Source organism: Microbacterium deferens, from assembly GCF_045517775.1.
Lineage (GTDB): Bacteria > Actinomycetota > Actinomycetes > Actinomycetales > Microbacteriaceae > Microbacterium.
The window spans coordinates 1,434,964-1,452,715 of record NZ_JBEUWT010000001.1; the positions used below are offsets into that span (position 1 = coordinate 1,434,964).

Here is a 17,752-nt window from a genome sequence, read left to right on the forward strand (position 1 = left end):
CCACCGGAGGGCGAGGTTCTCTGCGCCTAGCGGCAGCTCTTCGCGGCGTAGGCGGTCGTCGCCTCGCCGGTCCTGCTGTCGCCTGTCGCTGCGACCGTCGCCGATCCTGCCGGGACGGAGGCCTGGCGGGTGGTGAAGGTGTGAGCCACCGTGGCGCCGGGCTTCACCGCCTTGACGACCTTCTCGCCGTACGCGGACGTCAGCGTGACGTCCACAGGAACCGTATCGGAGTTCGTGGCACGAACCGTCAGCGATCCCTTCCCGGCGATGCAGCGGACCTCGCTGGTCGCGCTCACCGACAGGGGCGCCGGAGCGGTCAGATCCTTGACGCGGATGTTGCGGTACGACACCGCCTCACCGCCGCCGTGGTTCTGGACGCCGATGAAGCGGTCCTCGAGAAGGCGGTTCGGATCCGTGCTCGTGAAGTCGTTCACGAGGGTGCCGTTGAGGTAGATCTTGATGTTCTTCCCCTTCACGACGATCTCGTAGCCGTTCCACGAACCGACGGGGTTCAGCGACGCCTCGACGGCCTCCGCGTTCGCGCCCTGGAAGGTGTAGATCGCGCCCGTGGTGCGATCCGCCGCATCCGTCGCGTCGATCTGGATCTCGTACCCCTGGTTCACCGCGACCCACGGGTCGTTGCCCGGGTTCGGGAACCCGACGAACACGCCACCGTTGTGGTCGGCGACGAGCTTCCAGTCCAGCTTCAGGCTGTAGTCGGTCAGCTGCTCGGCGCGGTTCCACAGCAGACCCAGGCCGCCTTCACCACGGATGCTGCAGTCGTCCTGGCGTCCGAACCCACCGGGTCCGGCCATGCGCCAGTCGTCGAGGCTCGCGAGCGTACCGTCGAACATGCCGCGGTAGCCGTCTTCGATCTGTGCCGGGGCGCAGATGTCGGTGGCCGAGCCGATCGACAGGACGTCGACGTTGATGTTTCCCTTGTTACCCGTCTCGTACTTGAGGGCGATGCTGTTCGCCCCCGCGACGAGGTCGAGGTTGCGGGTGATCGTGCTCCAGGTCTTCCAGTCACCGGTCGACGGGAACGTCCAGTTGTCGACCTTGGTGCCGTTGACGTAGAGACCGACGTCCTTCGCCCCGGGTGCGGGGTTGGGCCCGTTCGAGTACCGCACGTTCACGGGGAAGTTGCCCGCCGTCTCGGAGTCCACGGTGAACGTGAAGGCCGATCCCGCGTTCCACATGCCGCCGGCGAAACCGGCACCGGAGTATCCGCTGTGCTCCCAGTCGACCTTGGCGCCGCCGGTGAGCGTCGCCTCCTCGGCCTCGTACCAGCCGCGGTCGGCCGGCGAGACGTAGCCCGGCAGCGAGTTCAGCGTGTACCAGGCCTCGGTGCTCCACAGGTCGTTGCCCGAGGCCGCCTCGAACGGACGCGGCGAACGGATGTAGACCACGCGGTCCTGCTTCAGTCCCTCGATCTGCAGCGTGACCGTGCGCTTGTCGTCGGAGACCTGGGCGCCGGAGACGCTCAGCACCTCCTCGTCGAGCTTGGGTCCGCCGTAGGTGGAGGTGGGCAGGTAGCGCCACTGCTTGGCCTGGTAGGCCTTCGAGATGTTGGCGACCGTCTCGTCCGAGATGGGCTCGGTGTACTCGATCTGGAATCCGCCTTCGACGACCTTCATCGAGGTCATGTCGAACGCGCTCGGGGTCGTGTTCGGAACCAGCTTCTGGAGGCCGTAGGTGAGCTTGCCCGCCTCACCCCAGTTGCCGCCCTCGCCGGTGCCGCCGATGTAGAGCGACTTGTCCGGGCCCTCGATGACGCGGTTGACCCCGACCTCGAACCCGGCGGAGTGACGGAACACCGCACCCTGGAACTCACCGTCGACCTTCTCGAGGAAGGCGCGCTGCAGACCGCCGTAGGTCACGTCGCCGAACATCATCTGGCCGGCGAAAGGACCGTCCTTGAGCATGATCGGCGTGCTCGGGGAGTTGCCGATCTCGTTCTGCGGGATCCAGACGACGGGCTGGGTGACGGGCTGGTCGTCGAACAGGCCCGGCTTGCCGTCGATGTCGGTGGTGAAGTGGTTGAAGAAGCGACCCGGCTTGATGTTCACCAGCTTGTTGGACGGAAGCCATGCGCCCTGGTTGTCCATCGCGAACAGCTCGTTCTCGGGGCCGAAGGCGACGCCGTTGGGCGTGCGCAGTCCACCGGCGATATAGGTGAGCTCCCCCGTGGTGCGGTTGATCGCGACCGACGTGCCGCGGTTCTTCGCCGGCTGCGGGTTGGTGGTGGCCCCGCCGTTGTTGATGGCGACCGAGAGGTTCACGTAGAAGTTCTCGTCGTCGTGGATGAGGCCGAACGCGAACTCGTGGAAGTTGTTGCCGGAGGGGTACTCGGCGACCTTCCGCTTGGCGTCGAAGAGGCCGTCACCGTCGGGGTCGCTGAGCTCGGTGAGCTGGTAGCGCTCCGAGACGTAGATCTTGTCGTCGATCACATCGATGCCCATGGGGTTGAGCAGTCCGTCGGCGACCTTCTTGTAGGTCACGTCCTGGGGGCCGGCGGCCGTCTGGACGCCGTCGAGGAGGTACACCTCGCCGGGCTTCGACGTGTCCCAGCCGCCCGAGTTGACCGAACCGGTGGTGAGGACGGCCAGCTTGTCGCCGAGGAACGCCAGGCCCGAGACCTTCGGGGTGAAGCCCTCCGGGCGCAGGTTGACGAGGGAGTAGTTGGGGTTGACCGCGTCGAGGCGCAGACCGTCTCCGGCGGAGTCGGTGCTGCCCTCGCAGTACTTGGTGCCGGGGGCGGTCACCCGCACGACGCCTGCCTCCGTGCTCAGAGCGCTGGTGGGCACGAGAACGAACGAAGACGTCCCGGGGACCTTCCATTCGAGCTTCAGCGCCTGGCCGTTCGTGGCCTCGAACATCTCGACGAAGAGGTCGTGGACGCCGACGTCGAGGGTGGTGGTGCCCTCGACCGCTTCGGTGCCGTGCAGGCCGTCGTTGTCGATCAGCAGCTTGCCGTCGAGCGTCATGCGCGATCCGTCGTCGCTGCTCAGGCGGAACGTGTAGGCCCCGGGGGTCTCGACGGTGAGGTTCGCCGTCACGTGGGAGATGAAGTTGTCGTTGCCGCCGAAGTCCTCGTCGGTCGAGTAGTTGATGTTCGACATCAGCTTGTCGACGTTCGGGGTCTGGCCGGACTTCAGCGTGCAGAGCTGGGTGAGGGGCGGGGTGTAGTAGGTCCGCAGCGTCACACCCTGGTCCTGGCGAGGCAGGTCCGCCGCGGAGGCGGGAACGATCGCGCCGGCGGCGACCAGCACGCTGCCGAGCGCCACCGCGATCAGGGATCTCGCCGCTCGGCGAGTGCTGCGCCGGCGAGTGCCGGACAAGACAGCAGATTCGGGCATCTTTGCTCCTTTGGGTCATTGCCGCCCCGCGCGCGAGTGCCGAGACAACAGCGGCGAGAACGGGCGTCGTCATCGTAGGCAACTTTTGCCGAGTTGTCTACAAAACCTGTCAGGTGAATGGTGTTTCGCTCCCAGGTGCGAGGTCGGACCGAGGACCTGCAGACGACGATCCTTCGCTCAGAGGCGGATCGAGACCTGTGTTTTCGGCATTCCGCGACCAGAAGAACATTTGATGCCATTCCGGCAACTTCTGCTTGACGGTTGTCAGTCCGCCGACTACTGTCACATCGAACCCGAGTACACCGACCTTCGTGACAGCGCGGCCACGAGACGATTTCGTCATCGATGCCCACCGTCTCGACGGTCGGCATCCCGTTCACCGGGCTGCGCACCGCTGCCCCGCCCATCGAACACATCGCGGCCGACCCGTCGGTCGCACCCTCGCGGGCCGTCGTCGCGACGACCGCAGAACGGAGCTGAACCATGATGACCTCCACCCGCAACGGGCTGGGCGCACGCATCGGCGTCGCCGCGCTCGGCATCGGCATCCTCACCGCCCTCGGCTCCGGTGCAGCCATCGCCGCGACCGAGGACTCCGTCGACGTCAGCGTCGAGATCGAACCGAACGCTGAACCGGGAGCCCTCGCCCTGACCGTGGCCGGCGAGTCCGCCGCCCTCACCGAGACGGATTCGATCGGAACCGACCGGGTCTTCACCGGGACGCTCCCGACGGTCACGGTCACCGATACCCGCCTCGCCGACGACGTCGATCCCGAGGCGTTCTGGTACGTGCTCGGCTCGATCACCGACTTCACCGGTGACGCCGACCAGCCCGACATCCTCGCGGCCGACGCCTTCGGCTGGGCTCCGGCGATCACCGCGGGCGACCCCGCGCTCGTCAGCGAGGGCGACGAAGTGCTCCCCGGCGCACCGTTCGGCTCCGGGTTCGGCGACGACCAAGAGCTGCTCGCCCTGGCCGACAACGCCGCCGCGGCCGCGCCCGGCTCCTACTCCGCCAACGCCGAGCTGACGCTGCGCACCCCCGGCACGGTCGCCCCCGGCAGCTACGCCGCGACGATCACGCTGTCGCTCTTCGAGGGCTGACACGCACCACACGGTGAAGGGCGGGGCGAGACGATCTCGTCCCGCCCTTCGTCGTTCCGGCCGACCTCCGCGCTCCTGATCTGACGGATGCGTCGACTCAGGCCCGCGTCTCGCCCTGGCCGACGGCCCGCCGACCCGCCGTCGGCTCCACCGGCACCGCCGCGACGCCCCGATCCCGACCCTCCGCCGCCGACGGCGCCTCCGTCTCGGCGATGAGGGCTTCGCGCACGATGCGACGCGGGTCGAAGCGACGGGGATCGAGCTGACGCCAATCGCTGTCGGTGAACTCGGGTCCGAGCTCCTCTCGGAGGCGGCCCTCGGCGGATCGCGCGAACACCGTGGCGCGGTCGACGACACGGCGAAGGCCTGCCGCGTAGACGGGCAGTCGAGCGGGACCGATGAGCATCGCGGCGAGGAACCCGATCAGGATGAGCTTCTCGAACGTCAGGCCGAAGGTCATGCCTCGAGCTCCGAACGATCGGGCACGACGGGCAGCGCCTTCGCCTTCCGGCGATCGAGGATCAGCGAGACCCCCACTGCCGCGAAGAAGAGAGCACTCAGCACTCCCGCCAGCATCAGCATCGAGATGACATCGGCTGCGGGTGTGGCCAGGGCCGCGAAGAGCGTGGCCACGAGGATGGCGATGCGCCAGCCGCGAAGGATCTCACGCCCGCTCATCACGCCGGCGAGGTTCAGAGCGACGAGGAACACCGGCAGCACGTACGCGACTCCGACGACGATCAGGAGCTTGAACACGAAGTCGTAGTAGAAGGACGCCGTATAGAACTGAGCTCCCTGCTCGGGCACGAAGGTGGCCATGAGCTCGACGATGTGCGGAACGATCGCCAGACCCGAGGCGCAGCCCGCGAAGAAGAGCGGGATCGCGGCGGCGAGGAAGCCGACGGTGTAACGGACCTCCGACCGGCTCAGCCCGGGCATGATGAACGCCCAGATCTGCCACAGCCAGATGGGCGCCGAGGCGAGGATGCCGATGGCGAAGGCGATCCGCATGCGCAGATCGAACCCGCTCGTCACAGTGTCGAAGTTCAAGACGGCGAAGTCATCGCCCCGCGATGCCGCGACGACGCGGATCGGTTCGGTGATGAGGTGGATCACGGCGTCGGTGAAGATGAAGGCGCCGACCATCCCGAGCACGAGGGCGAACGCGGCGATCATGAGCCGCTTGCGCAGTTCGACCAGATGGCCGCCCAGCGACATGCGCCGATCGCGGCGGTGCGCCTTCTTCTCGGCGGCCGACGCCCGCAGGGGCGCGGACACCTCTTATCTCAGCGCGTCGACGCGCGGTCGCCGGCGTCGGAGGCGGCGTGCGGGGCCGCCGCCACTCCAGGCGCAGGCGCAGGTGCGGCCGCGACGCTCTCATCCTCCGACTTCATCGCCTTCATCTCACCCTTGAAGACGCGGGCGGACTGCCCGACGCTCTTCGCGAGCGCCGGCAGTTTGGCCGCGCCGAAGAGGAGAAGGATGACGGCGAGAACGATGAGCAGATGCCATCCGGTCAGTCCGTGAAGCATGGGGCCCTCCTTTGGGCTGCGGGCGACATCGCCCGAAAGATCGAGACGGCGACGGAGCGTTGGGAGGCTCCGACGGCAACGGGCCCGATGCTATGCGCGACGACGGACATTTACAAGATACGAGTAGATGAGAGTCTTGTTACCGGTTATTCGTCACCTTTTGATTGACCGCTGTTGGAACATCCGTCATGATGACGACTGAGCAGCTCGCTCATAGACGGACCGAGCGCTCGACCCCCCGCAGGCCCCACGGTTCGTTTCGCTGCGTCCCGCGGCCCGGCCTGCCCCAACTCGACGAGGAGTGGAGGACATGGCGCGCGGAGGACTCCGCGCGGGCTTAGGCCCGGGTCGCCACGCGAAGCCGTTGGACCGGCTGGTGACGACCCGGTGAAAACAACTCGAACTCGCAAAACAGGAGCTGTTTCACGATGAATCTTATTTCCCGGCGGCAGAGCCGGCGCCAGCGCGCCGTAGCCTCTTTCGCCATCGGCGCCCTCGCGCTGACGGCCCTGGGTGCGGGCGCTCTGCCCGCGTACGCCCATGAGGGCGATGACCACCCGCCCGTCACGGAAGAACCAGGCACCACTCCCCCCGTCACGACCCCCGATGACACCGCAGCAGCGCTCGACTGGTCGAACTACGAGAAGGTGCTGCTGACGAAGAACGTCGGCGAGCCCATCGACCTCGCGGTGATGCCCGACAAGAAGGTGCTCCACACCGCTCGTAACGGCGATCTGCGTCTGACAGACCCCGCCACCGGTGTCACGAAGACGGTCAACACGATCCCCGTCTACATCAACTCCGAGGACGGCCTTCAGACCGTCGCACTCGACCCCGATTTCGAGAACAACAACTGGGTCTACCTGGTCTACTCGCCCATCGACGCCGACGGCGACGGAGTCGCCGACACCCCGGTGGGCAACGCGCCCAACAGCCTGCCCGCAGGAGCCGACGAGTCGTACTGGGATCGGTGGGTGGGCGTGAACCGCCTCTCCCGCTTCACCTGGAACGGCTCCAGTCTCGACATCGCCAGCGAGCAGAAGATCCTCGACGTCGAGGTGCAGCGCGGCCAGTGCTGCCACGTCGGGGCCGATATCGACTTCGACGCCGACGGCAACCTCTACCTCTCCACGGGTGACAACACCCCGGCGAGCACCCCGGGTTCGAACGGCTTCGCGCCGAACAACGACGCGCCCGGAATGAACCCCGGGTTCGACTCCCGTCGCGGCGCCGGCAACACCAACGACCTGCGCGGCAAGATCCTCCGCATCCACGTGGAGCCCGACGGCACGTACACGATCCCCGAGGGCAACCTGTTCGCCCCGGGAACCGAGCTGACCCGTCCCGAGATCTTCGTGATGGGTGTGCGCAACCCGTTCCGCATCGAGGTCGACCCCGAGACGAACTCCCTCAGCTGGGGCGACTACGGCCCCGACGCCTCCAAGGCCGTCGCGGCCGGCGCGGGCCGCGGCCCCATGGGTTACGTCGAGTGGAACGTCGTCGGTCTCGACGAGCCGCACAACGCCGGGTGGCCCTACGTCCACGCCGACAACTTCGCCTACAACGACTGGGACTTCGCCACCGCGACCCCCGGGGCGTTCTTCGACCCCGAGAACCTGGTCAACGACTCCCGATGGAACACCGGTCTCACCGAGCTCCCCGCCGCACGGGCGGCAACGCTCTACTACGGCGACAACCCGGGTGACCAGCCGCGCGACGAGCTCGTGAACTTCGGCACCGGCTCGGGCCAGGCGCCGATGGGCGGACCCGTCTACCACTACGACGAGTCGAACCCCTCGACCACCAAGCTGCCGCAGCACTGGGACGGCAAGGCGTTCATGGGCGAGTGGTCTCAGGATTACATCGCGGCGTTCTCCGTGAACTGGGACGACTTCACGGTCGGGGCCATCGAGGACTTCCTCCCCAATGCCGCCCTGAGCTCCAACGGTCAGCCGATCCACGACAACCCCACCGACATGGAGATCGGTCCCGACGGATCGATGTACGTGCTCGAGTACGGAGACGGCTACTTCCGGGCGAACCCGGATGCCGGCCTGTACCGGATCGACTACGTCGCGGGCAACAAGTCGCCCCAGGCGCGCTACACGGCGACCCCGCGTTCGTCGTCGTCCGCTCCGCTCACGGTGCAGTTCGACGCATCGGGATCCACCGACCCCGAGGGTGAAGCACTCACCTACGAGTGGGACTTCGACGGCGACGGCACGTTCGACGCCACCGGCGTGACCACGTCGTACACCTACACGACCATCGCGAACTACACCGCACGTCTGCGCGTCTCCGACCCGCAGGGCAAGTTCAGCCTCACGTCGCAGACGATCTCCGTCGGCAACCAGGCACCCGAGGTCACCATCGAGTTCCCCGGCAACGGCGCGTTCTTCGACTGGGGCCAGGCGGTTCCGTTCAAGATCACGACGGCGGATGCTGAGGACGGCACCGCGACCGACTGCACCAAGGTCGCGTGGACGTACGGTCTCGGACACGACGAGCACGCCCACCCCGAGTCCTCGGGCACGGGATGCACGGGATCGTTCCGCACCGACCCGAACTCGCCAGAGCACGGGCCCGGCGCGCTGCTGTACGGCGCCGTCGTGGTGACGTACACCGACAAGGGCGCGAACGGCCTCCCGCCGGCGACGGGCGAGGCATCGATCCGCCTCAACCCGAAGACGCAGCAGGCCGAGCACGCCATCCAGCGCCAGGGCGTCGTCACCTACGCCGACTCGGGGGCCTCGGGCGGCAACGCCATCCGCGGCCTGGGTTCGGGCGACTTCCTCAAGTACGATCCCGTGAACTTCTCGGGCATCGACGGAGCAGTCGTGCGCGCCAACGGCGGCGGCGAGGTCCAGCTGCGCTGGGGCGCTGCCGACGCGGCACCGTTCGCGACCGCGACGATCCCCGGCGGCTCCGGCTGGCAGGACGTCTCGATCACGTTCGACGCTCCCGAAGGATCGGGCGCCCTGTTCGTCACCTCGACGGACGAGCTCGCGGTCGACTCGGTGAAGATGGTCGGCGCCGGCGCTGCCGACGTGACGCCTCCCACGGTGACGCACACCCTCGCCCCGGCAGCACCTGCCGGTGTCGGCGGCGTGTACAACGTGCCGGTGCGTTTCTCGCTCCGGCCGGTCGACAACGGCGCCCTCCAGAGCGTGCAGTACTCGCGCGACAACGGTGCGACGTGGACCACCCTCAGCGCGAACCAGCAGTACGGTGCGACGTTCTCGGCGAACGGTGTCTACGACCTCCGCTACCGGGCGACCGACGCCGGCGGCAACGTGTCGCAGGTGGGCTCGGTGTCGTTCACGATCGATCTCGACGCTCCGAACGAGCCGACGGTCGACTCCCGGACGCTCGTGACGCTCGGCTCGCCGCGCGCCACCTACGGCGCCCCGGGCGACGTGGTCGTGGCGGTCACCGGCGAAGGCGGCGTTCCCACCGGTGAGGTCGTGCTCTCCGTGGGCACGACCGAGGTCGGACGCGGAACGCTCGATGCCGAGGGCAAGGCGACCATCACGCTCCCGCAGGATCTCCCGGTCGGTACGCACACCCTGCGTGCCACCTACGGAGCCGACGAGGTCTTCAAGACCTCCGCGGGGACGGGCCGCCTCATCGTGTCGCAGGCACGCTCGACGACCGAGGTCGTCGTCGCGCCGAACCCGGTGAAGCCCGCCGTGGCAGCCACCGCGACCATCTCGGTGGAGTCGTCGACGGGCATCGTCCCGTCGGGAACCGCCACGGTCACGGTGCGTCGAAACGGCGCGGTCGTCGCGACGGTCAACGGCACGCTGAACGCGGAAGGTGACGTCGCCGTGACGCTGCCGAAGCTCAGCACGGTCGGCACCTACCAGGTGCAGGCGGCGTACGACGGCTCGACCGGCATCGCCAAGAGCACGGCGACAGCCAGCCTGACCGTCAAGAAGTAACAACTCGGTGAGGGGTCGCACTCCCGGTGCGACCCCTCACCACCCCGGCCGCCCCCGGGCCCACCGGGCGGACCCACCTCGAAGGAGAGTCATGAGTCACCACCACGATCACGCGCACCCGACGGTGTCGGCCCAGCCGATGAGCCGTCGGACCCTGCTGAAGGCACTGGCCGCATCGTCGGTCGCCGTCGGCATCGGTGCCGCGGCCGCACCGGCCGCCTCCGCAGCATCCGCCTTCGGCACGAAGGCCGCCCTCCCGACCGTCACCGCCGGCAAGCGCCTCGTGCCCGTCAACCGCATCGGCATCCAGCTCTACACGATCCGCGACAAGGTCAGCTCGCTGGGCTTCCGTGCCGTGTTCGAGGAGCTCGCCAACATCGGCTACTCGGAAGTCGAGTTCGCCGGGTACACCCAGGGCCAGAACGGCGCCATCACGCCGGCTCAGATCCGTCAGCTGCTCGACGACAACGGCCTGCGCGCCGTCGGCGCCCATGTCAACCTGAACGCGGGCAACATCGACGCGCAGCTGGAGATCGCGAACGTGATCGGCATGCCGCACCTCGGCCAGGGCGGGCCCATCGCCGGAGGATACGGCGGGCCGCTCCCGAAGGAGCAGTGGACCACCGCGATCGCAGCATGGAACGCGATGGGCGCCAAGGCGAAGGCCGCCGGTATCAAGCTCTACGCCCACAACCACGCCCAAGAGTGGAACTTCACGACCGACACGAATGAGCGCGTCTACGACCTGCTCTGGGACGGCTTCGACCCCGACCTGGTGTTCTTCGAGATGGACGTCTACTGGGCGCACGTGGGCAAGTACCTCTACCCCGGCGTCGAGCCGATCGACTACATCAAGCGCGACCCGCGGCGCTTCCCGATCCTCCACCTCAAGGACGGCAAGACCAACACGGCCAGCACCAACGGCTACGACATCGTCGAGTTCGGCGCCGGGAACATCGACTACACGGCGTTCCTGTCGGTGCTCCGCGACCGCGGTCAGCGCTACGGCGTGTTCGAGCAGGACAACGCCTCCACCGTCCCGCTGAACCCGGGAGGCAACTCGCTCGCCAACGCCGACCGCAGCTACGACAAGATCGCCGCGCTGCGCGGCTGAGAGACCAAGGACATCACATGAGAAACCTGATCAAAGCGTCCACGGTCGCGCTCGTCGTCGTCGGGGGCAGCCTCGTCGCCGTCCCCGCCTACGCGGCCGACCTGACCTGCTCCGGCGACCTGGGCAGCCAGACCGTCACGGGCACCCTGACCGTCCCGGCCGGCGTCGACTGCGTCATCGGCGGCGGCACGGTCGAGGGCGACATCATCGTCGAGGAGGACGGCTGGCTCGACGCCACGTCGGTCACCGTGACCGGTGACGTCATCGCCACCGACGCCTACGGCGTGTCGATCGACGGCACCAGCGTCGCCGGCGACATCGTCGCCTATTCGGCCGACACCCGCGGCGGCTTCCTCTACCTCAACGACCTCGCGGTCGGCGGGTCGGTCGAAGCCGGCGGCATCGACGTCGAGGTCACCGACAGCACCGTCACCGGTTCGCTGAACACCCTGGCGGCCACGTACGTCGACCTCCTCCGCACCTCGGTGGACGGCGACGTCTCGATCGACGGCTCCGACTTCGGCGTCTCGGTCTTCGGCGCCATCGTCAAGGGCGGTGTCTCGGTGAGCGGCAGCTCGCGCGACGTGCTCATCGGTGCCGACGCCGACGGCGTGGCCGACTCGTTCGGCAACACCATCGGAGGCGGCCTCTCGCTCACCGGCAACACGGCGAACCTCCGGGTCGCCTCGACGACGGTGTACGGCGGCATCGCCCTCGACGGCAACACCCCCGCAGCGGCCTTCGGCACCGGCGTCCTCGCCGGTTCGGTCACGGGCGACTACACGGGCGAGGCGCCCGGGCAGGCCGACGGCGACCAGTCGATCGCGGTCACCGTTCCCGAGCAGGGCGACGGCGAGCTGACCTGGTCGCTCGAGGGCACGTCCAACCTGGTCGACCTCGGTGTGGCCGAGGAACGTCTCGACCACTACTTCGCCGACGGCGAGATCGTGCCGATCCGCATCCAGGACACGCGTCGCGACAACCCGGCGTGGTCGATCACCGCGCAGGTCTCGGACTTCACCGCGGGCGGCGCGGCCGTCTCGAGCAAGTACCTCGGCTGGATGCCCGAGGTCTTCGAATCCGAGGGTGGAGCCGTTGCCGGCCCCGCTGTCCCCTCGGGCTTCGACAGCGGCGACGGACTGTCCGCGGCACGCACGCTGGCACAGGCGGACGCAGGTCACACCCGCGGCTCGTCGCTCGTCGGCGCCGACCTCGAGCTCAAGCTTCCGCTCGACACCCCCCGCGGCACCTACACCGCAACGGTCACGCTGACTGTCCTCGGCTGATCACCCCCTCCCGCCCCGGTCGGCGACGTCGAGTCGTCGGCCGGGGCGGGATCCCTTTTTCGAAAGCGAGCCCCCGCCATGTCCCAGGCGACCCTGTCCCCCTCCCCCCTCCCTCGACGGCACCGCGGCTTCCTCGCGGTCGTCTTCGGCCTCCTCCTGGCCCTGACCGCCCCCGGCGCCGCCGCCTTCGCGCAGACCACCGCCGACCCGTCGTACGAGACGACCGTGTCGTGGAGCGTCCGCCCGGCCGATACCGCACAGGGCACCGGCCGCCCCAACTTCGCCTACGAACTCACCCCCGGCGGCACCGTCGGCGACGCCCTCATCGTCACGAATCGCAGCGTCGATCCGATCGACCTCGGCGTCTACGCGGCCGACGGATTCCTCACCGCCGACGGAACCCTCGACATCCTCGCCGGCGGCGAGCCCTCCACAGAGCTCGGCAGCTGGGTCGACATCGACGTCCCCCAGCTGGCGCTCGCCAGCGGCCAGACGGTCGAGATCCCCTTCACCGTCGCCGTTCCCGCCGACGCCTCACCGGGCGACTACGCCGCCGGGGTCGTCGCCTCCATGCTCGTGACGGGCGACGACGGCACGATCACCGAGCGGCGCCTCGGCTCCCGCATCCACCTCCGCGTCCTGGGCGACCTCGCGCCCGCACTGTCCGTGACGAACGTCTCGGTCGATTACCACGGCACTGCGAACCCGATCGCCGGCGGAGCAGCCACGGTCACCTACACGCTCGTCAACGACGGCAACACCCGCCTCTCGCCCGACGTGAACGTATCTGTCGCCGGCCCGTTCGGGTGGGCCCCTGTCACCGCCGCCGAAGAGGTCCCCGACCTGCTCCCCCGCAGCTCCATCGAGCGCACCGTCGAACTCGCCTCCGTGCCGCCGCTGGCGCTGCTCACCGCGGAGGTCACCGCGACGTCGACGGTCGTCTCCCCCGGCATCACGACCGACGCGGTCCTCCCGGAGCCCCTCGTCTCGAACGGATCGGCCGCCACCGCCGCGGTCCCCTGGACGATGCTGGCGATCCTCCTGGTCGTCGCCGCGCTCGTCTACTGGCGGATCCGCGCGCACAAGAGCGCCAAGGCGCAGCACCAGCGCGCGATCGACGAGGCCGTCGCCGCCGCGAAGGCCGAGCTCGCCACGGCCGAGTCGACCGACGGCACGGCCCCCGTGCCCGCCGGCAGCGGCGCGACGCCCGGCTCGCCCTGAGCGAGTCCCCCAGACACACCTGCGGCGCGGGGAGGGACACTCCGCGCCGCAGGTGCACCATGTCTACGGCGGGTCACCCGGCGCGCGCCCGCTCCTCAGCTCGCCGCTTCGGAGGAGATATCCGCTTGTGAGGACGAGGGTCGCCGGTCGTCTCACCCCCAGCAGACGACGGTGCTGCGCTGACCGTTAGAGAGGACCGCGAGCGCGCCCCTCAGAAACCGCGATCTCCTCCGATGACGAAGACCGACGGATGCGGCGCTGCCGCCTCAGGACGAGATGAAACCGCTGCTGAGGGCCTCGGGCGAGAGCGCGTGCTCCACCGCGAGCATGCTGGCGCCGAGCACGGCGGCCCGCTCGGCGGCGATCGACTGAACGATCGAGAGGTATTCGGTGGCCAGCGGGGTGGAACGCGTGTAGACGACTTCCCGCACGCCGGCGATGAGGTGCTCGCCCACCCGCGCCATGGATCCGCCGATCGCGATGATCGAGGGGTTCATCAGGCTGACGCAGGTCGTGAGCACCTCGCCGATGTCGCGCCCGGCCTGGCGCACCGCCTGGATGGCGTCGATATTGCCGCGCTTGACCAGGTCGACGACGTCGCTGCCGGTGTGGGCGTCGATGCCCTGCTCGCGCAGCGCGCGCGCGATCGCGGGACCGGAGGCCAGCGCCTCGAGGCAGCCGCGGTTGCCGCACTGGCAGGGCACGTTCGCGCCGCGGGCGACCTGCACGTGTCCGATGTCGCCGGCGATGCCCTGCGCGCCGCGCTGCAGCTCGCCGCCCGAGATGATGCCGGTGCCGATGCCCGTCGAGACCTTGACGAACATGATGTGGTCGACCCCGGGCCAGGCGACGGCGCGTTCGCCCAGAGCCATGATGTTCACGTCGTTGTCGACGAGCACGGGCACGGGCATCGGCAGGTGCTGTTGGATCCAGCCGGGGATGTCGAAGCGGTCCCAGCCGGGCATGATCGGGGGGTTCACCGGCTGGCCGGTCGAGTGCTCGACGGGGCCGGGCACACCGATGCCGATCGCGGCGACGTCGCCGACGGTACGGCCGGATGCGGAGAGGAGCGCGGTGGCGCTCTGGATGAGCCAGGTGAGAACGGGCTCGGGGCCGAGCGCGACGTCGAGCGCCTCGGAATGCTCGTCGAGCACGTGACCGGTGAGGTCGGTGATGGCGACGGTGGCGTGCGACGCGCCGATGTCGGCGGCGACGACGACCTTGGCCGCGGGGTTGATGGCGAACTGCGACGGCGGGCGTCCGCCGGTGGAGACACCGTCGGCGACGGGAGTGATCAGACCCATGCGCATGAGCTCGTCCACCCGCACCGCGACCGTGGAGCGGGCGAGCCCGGTCGATTTCGCGAGTTCTGCGCGCGTGCGGGGAACCCCGTCGCGGAGCAGCTGGAACAGCTGGCTCACGCCTGTCACAGACTGTGTGGAGTCCGTCGTCATTCTTGCCACGCCCTCAGTAGATCACTAGATGCTATCGCTCAGCCGTTAAGTCGACGGCGGCCACGCAGAAGTGTGGCCGCCGTCGCTACATGTTCGCCTCAGCTCGACTTTCCGGACGGCCGTGCGAAGCGCTGCTGCAGGAGCACCGCGACCACGATGATGATGCCCTTCGCCACGGCCTGCACCGACGAGGTGAGGTTGTTCTGCACGAACACGTTCGTCAGCGTCGCGAAGATGAGCACGCCGAAGACCGTGCCGGTGATCGTTCCTCGGCCACCGATCAGCAGAGTTCCGCCGACGACCACCGCGGCGATCGCGTCGAGCTCGTACAGGGTGCCGTTCGTCGAGCTTCCCGCGGTGGTGCGAGCGAGAATCATGACGCCGGCGATGCCCGCGCAGAGACCGGCGATCGCGTAGAGCCACATCGTGTGCCGCCGGACGTTGATACCGGCGAGGCGCGCCGCCTCGCGGTTGCCGCCGATGGCGACCGTGCGGCGGCCGAAGGTGGTGCGGTTGAGGAGGATCCACCCGAGCACTGCGACCAGAGCAAAGATCCAGATCAGCATGTCGACGCCGAGGATGTCGGCGTTGAAGAAGTCGAGGAAGCCGCGGTCGCCGACGACGAGCGTGCGACGATCGGCGAGAATCTCCGCGAGACCGCGCGCAGCAACGAGCATGGCGAGCGTCGCCATGAACGCCACGACGTTTCCATACGCGATCACGATGCCGTTGATGAGGCCTGCGCCGACGCCGACCAGCAGCGCGATGACGACGATCACCACCCAGTGGAGGCTGTCGGCGAGATCCTGCACCACAGCCAGGGCCGCGACGACCGACGCGAGGCCCATCACCGATCCGACCGACAGGTCGATGCCGCCGGCGATGATGACGAGCGTCATGCCGACGCTGATCACACCGATGATCGACGCCTGGCGGAGGATGACGAGGATGTTGTCGACGCCGACGAAGTTGCTGCCCGCCGTCACCGCTCCGACGATCACGATGACCAGGAGCGCGACGACGAGGCCGAGGTTGCGGCCGACGGGTCCGGAGAGGGCGCGACGCCATGCGGGCTGAGGGGAGTCCACGGGCGTTGCGTTGGTCTGTGGAGGAGGACCCTGCAAGTCGGAGGGTGTAATCAGCTCGCTCACGCGGCGGATCCTTTCATGACGAGGTCGAGCACACCGTGCTCGTCGATCTGGTCGGACGGGAGGGTGCGGAGGATGCGACCGTCGGCGACGACGAGAACGACGTCGGCGAGTCCGAGCACCTCCTCGATCTCACTGGAGACGACGACGACGGCGTTGCCGGCGGCGGCGAGATCACGGATGAGGGTATAGATCTCGGCACGGGCGCCGACGTCGACGCCGCGGGTGGGTTCGTCCAGGAGCAGCACACGGGTTCCGTGCACCAGCCACCGGGCGAGCAAAATCTTCTGCTGGTTGCCGCCCGACAGCGTGCGCGCAGCCCGGTCGGGGTCGGCCGGACGCAGCTCGAACGCTTCGATCTGCTCGAGTGCCGTCTTCCGAGCGGAGCGGTCGTCGGTGAACCCGGCCTTGGTGAACTTCTTCATCGATGCCAGCGTGATGTTCACGAAGATCGGCTCGTCGAGCACGAGGCCCTGACTCTTCCGCTCTTCGGGCGACAGCCCGATGCCTGCGTTGACCGCGGAGACGACCGACCCCTTCTTCAGGGTCTTGTCTCCGACCTTGACCGAGCCGCGTGTCGCCTTGCGGGCCCCGTAGACCGTCTCGAGGATCTCCGACCGGCCGGAGCCGACGAGGCCGGCGAGTCCGACGACCTCACCCGCCCGCACCGTGAACGAGACGTCGTCGAAGACGCCGTCGAGCGCGAGGTCCTTCACATCGAGCACGGTGGCCGCGTCTGCAGCGATCGGCGTGCGCTCGGGGAAGACGTTGGCCACCTCGCGGCCCGTCATGAGGCGGATGAGTTCGGGAGTCGGAGTGTCGGCCGCCGAGAGGCCCACGGCGGTCGTGCGGCCGTCCTTCAGGACGGTGATGCGATCGCCGATCTGACGGATTTCCTCGAGGCGGTGGGTGATGTAGACCACCGCAATGCCCTCGGACGTCAGCTCGTGCACCACGTGGAAGAGGTTCTTGACCTCTTCGGTGTCGAGCACGGCGGAGGGCTCATCCATGATGATGAGCTTGATGTCGTGCGAGAGGGCACGCGCCATACTCACGATCTGCTTGTTCGCCGCGCTCAGCGACCCCACCTCGGTATGGGGCGAAAGGTTCGCGTGCCCGAGGCGCTTCAGGATCGCTGTGGTCTGCTTTGCGGCCTCCGACCTCTTGGTGAAGCCCCCGCGTGCGAGTTCATGGCCCAGGAAGATGTTCTCCGCGATGGTGAGGCCGTCGACGACGTCGAGTTCCTGGTACATCGTGGCGATGCCCAGCTCGATGGCGGACTCGGGCGACGGGATCTCGACGACCTCGCCGCGCCAGCGGATCTCACCTCCGTCGGGACGGTGAACACCGGCCAGGGTCTTGATGAGGGTGGATTTGCCCGCACCGTTCTGCCCCAGCACACAGTGGACCTCGCCCGGCGCTATATCGAGATCGACGCCGCGCAAGGCCCGGACGCCGGCGAAGGACTTCGTTACACCCCGCACCTGGAGTAATGACGACTGATGGTCAACTTTGATCACCGGGCGAACATAACACGACACCGCACCAGCGCGCGACCCTTTCCCGCGAGCCGATGCGGTGAGCGCGCAGACA

General features: G+C 68.4%; 13 protein-coding genes. 6 read left to right on the forward strand and 7 right to left on the reverse strand.

Features of this window, described 5'->3' with window-relative positions; all coding sequences use genetic code 11:
- Positions 1–26: 26 nt before the first annotated feature.
- The gene (locus ABTU82_RS06810) at positions 27–3,359 is read right to left on the reverse strand and encodes a 3-keto-alpha-glucoside-1,2-lyase-like domain-containing protein (RefSeq protein WP_407172535.1); all 3,333 of its coding nucleotides are present in this window, start codon (positions 3,357–3,359) and stop codon (positions 27–29) included.
- Between the two features lie 345 nt (positions 3,360–3,704).
- Here ABTU82_RS06810 and ABTU82_RS06815 point away from each other — a divergent pair, with 345 nt between their 5' ends.
- Together ABTU82_RS06815 and ABTU82_RS06820 are read left to right on the forward strand one after the other, a co-directional pair.
- On the forward strand, positions 3,705–3,839 hold the full coding sequence (locus ABTU82_RS06815; RefSeq protein ID WP_276308350.1) for a hypothetical protein: 135 nt from the start codon (positions 3,705–3,707) through the stop codon (positions 3,837–3,839).
- A 3-nt stretch (positions 3,840–3,842) separates the two neighbouring features.
- Entirely contained in the window at positions 3,843–4,463 is a 621-nt protein-coding gene (locus ABTU82_RS06820) for a hypothetical protein (RefSeq protein ID WP_407172537.1), read from the forward strand.
- A 97-nt stretch (positions 4,464–4,560) separates the two neighbouring features.
- Here ABTU82_RS06820 and ABTU82_RS06825 read toward each other — a convergent pair whose 3' ends face one another.
- From ABTU82_RS06825 to tatA, 3 genes are all read right to left on the reverse strand, one after another.
- Positions 4,561–4,923 carry a twin-arginine translocase TatA/TatE family subunit gene (locus ABTU82_RS06825; protein WP_407172539.1) on the reverse strand — a complete coding sequence of 121 codons (363 nt, stop codon included), beginning with the start codon at positions 4,921–4,923 and terminating at the stop codon, positions 4,561–4,563.
- Positions 4,920–5,681: a twin-arginine translocase subunit TatC gene (gene tatC / locus ABTU82_RS06830; protein ID WP_407173299.1), complete on the reverse strand. Its 762-nt coding sequence runs from the start codon at positions 5,679–5,681 to the stop codon at positions 4,920–4,922. Before tatC ends, ABTU82_RS06825 begins: the two co-directional genes overlap by 4 nt.
- Positions 5,682–5,749: 68 nt before the next feature.
- The gene (gene tatA, locus ABTU82_RS06835) at positions 5,750–5,995 is read right to left on the reverse strand and encodes a twin-arginine translocase TatA/TatE family subunit (RefSeq protein WP_116648008.1); all 246 of its coding nucleotides are present in this window, start codon (positions 5,993–5,995) and stop codon (positions 5,750–5,752) included.
- A gap of 428 nt (positions 5,996–6,423) precedes the next feature.
- Between tatA and ABTU82_RS06840 the strand changes: the two genes are divergently transcribed.
- The 4 genes from ABTU82_RS06840 to ABTU82_RS06855 all read left to right on the forward strand — a co-directional run bounded on the left by ABTU82_RS06840 (position 6,424) and on the right by ABTU82_RS06855 (position 13,557).
- On the forward strand, positions 6,424–9,936 hold the full coding sequence (locus ABTU82_RS06840; protein ID WP_407172541.1) for a PQQ-dependent sugar dehydrogenase: 3,513 nt from the start codon (positions 6,424–6,426) through the stop codon (positions 9,934–9,936).
- Between the two features lie 91 nt (positions 9,937–10,027).
- Positions 10,028–11,050, forward strand: coding sequence for a sugar phosphate isomerase/epimerase family protein (locus tag ABTU82_RS06845; RefSeq protein WP_240606915.1), 1,023 nt, complete (start codon positions 10,028–10,030; stop codon positions 11,048–11,050).
- Positions 11,051–11,067: 17 nt separating this feature from the next.
- On the forward strand, positions 11,068–12,336 hold the full coding sequence (locus ABTU82_RS06850) for an autotransporter outer membrane beta-barrel domain-containing protein (protein ID WP_407172542.1): 1,269 nt from the start codon (positions 11,068–11,070) through the stop codon (positions 12,334–12,336).
- Positions 12,337–12,414: 78 nt separating this feature from the next.
- A complete protein-coding gene (locus ABTU82_RS06855) occupies positions 12,415–13,557 on the forward strand; it encodes a COG1361 family protein (protein ID WP_407172543.1) in 1,143 nt (380 codons plus the stop codon).
- A 266-nt stretch (positions 13,558–13,823) separates the two neighbouring features.
- Here the strand turns inward: ABTU82_RS06855 and ABTU82_RS06860 are convergent, their stop codons facing one another.
- The 3 genes from ABTU82_RS06860 to ABTU82_RS06870 all read right to left on the reverse strand — a co-directional run bounded on the left by ABTU82_RS06860 (position 13,824) and on the right by ABTU82_RS06870 (position 17,679).
- Positions 13,824–15,011, reverse strand: a complete 1,188-nt coding sequence (locus tag ABTU82_RS06860) for an ROK family transcriptional regulator (RefSeq protein WP_116648012.1) — start codon at positions 15,009–15,011, stop codon at positions 13,824–13,826.
- 98 nt (positions 15,012–15,109) lie between these two features.
- On the reverse strand, positions 15,110–16,099 hold the full coding sequence (locus ABTU82_RS06865) for an ABC transporter permease (RefSeq protein WP_407172545.1): 990 nt from the start codon (positions 16,097–16,099) through the stop codon (positions 15,110–15,112).
- Between the two features lie 59 nt (positions 16,100–16,158).
- The gene (locus ABTU82_RS06870; protein ID WP_407172546.1) at positions 16,159–17,679 is read right to left on the reverse strand and encodes a sugar ABC transporter ATP-binding protein; all 1,521 of its coding nucleotides are present in this window, start codon (positions 17,677–17,679) and stop codon (positions 16,159–16,161) included.
- Positions 17,680–17,752: the final 73 nt, after the last annotated feature.

Excerpts from the sequence above, each read along its gene's own strand:
- ABTU82_RS06810 (WP_407172535.1), bottom strand. The coding sequence starts at position 3,359 with ATGCCCGAATCTGCTGTCTTGTCCGGCACTCGCCGGCGCAGCACTCGC.
- ABTU82_RS06815 (WP_276308350.1), top strand. The coding sequence starts at position 3,705 with ATGCCCACCGTCTCGACGGTCGGCATCCCGTTCACCGGGCTGCGCACC.
- ABTU82_RS06820 (WP_407172537.1), top strand. The coding sequence starts at position 3,843 with ATGATGACCTCCACCCGCAACGGGCTGGGCGCACGCATCGGCGTCGCC.
- ABTU82_RS06825 (WP_407172539.1), bottom strand. The coding sequence starts at position 4,923 with ATGACCTTCGGCCTGACGTTCGAGAAGCTCATCCTGATCGGGTTCCTC.
- tatC (WP_407173299.1), bottom strand. The coding sequence starts at position 5,681 with ATGTCGCTGGGCGGCCATCTGGTCGAACTGCGCAAGCGGCTCATGATC.
- tatA (WP_116648008.1), bottom strand. The coding sequence starts at position 5,995 with ATGCTTCACGGACTGACCGGATGGCATCTGCTCATCGTTCTCGCCGTC.
- ABTU82_RS06840 (WP_407172541.1), top strand. The coding sequence starts at position 6,424 with ATGAATCTTATTTCCCGGCGGCAGAGCCGGCGCCAGCGCGCCGTAGCC.
- ABTU82_RS06845 (WP_240606915.1), top strand. The coding sequence starts at position 10,028 with ATGAGTCACCACCACGATCACGCGCACCCGACGGTGTCGGCCCAGCCG.
- ABTU82_RS06850 (WP_407172542.1), top strand. The coding sequence starts at position 11,068 with ATGAGAAACCTGATCAAAGCGTCCACGGTCGCGCTCGTCGTCGTCGGG.
- ABTU82_RS06855 (WP_407172543.1), top strand. The coding sequence starts at position 12,415 with ATGTCCCAGGCGACCCTGTCCCCCTCCCCCCTCCCTCGACGGCACCGC.
- ABTU82_RS06860 (WP_116648012.1), bottom strand. The coding sequence starts at position 15,011 with ATGACGACGGACTCCACACAGTCTGTGACAGGCGTGAGCCAGCTGTTC.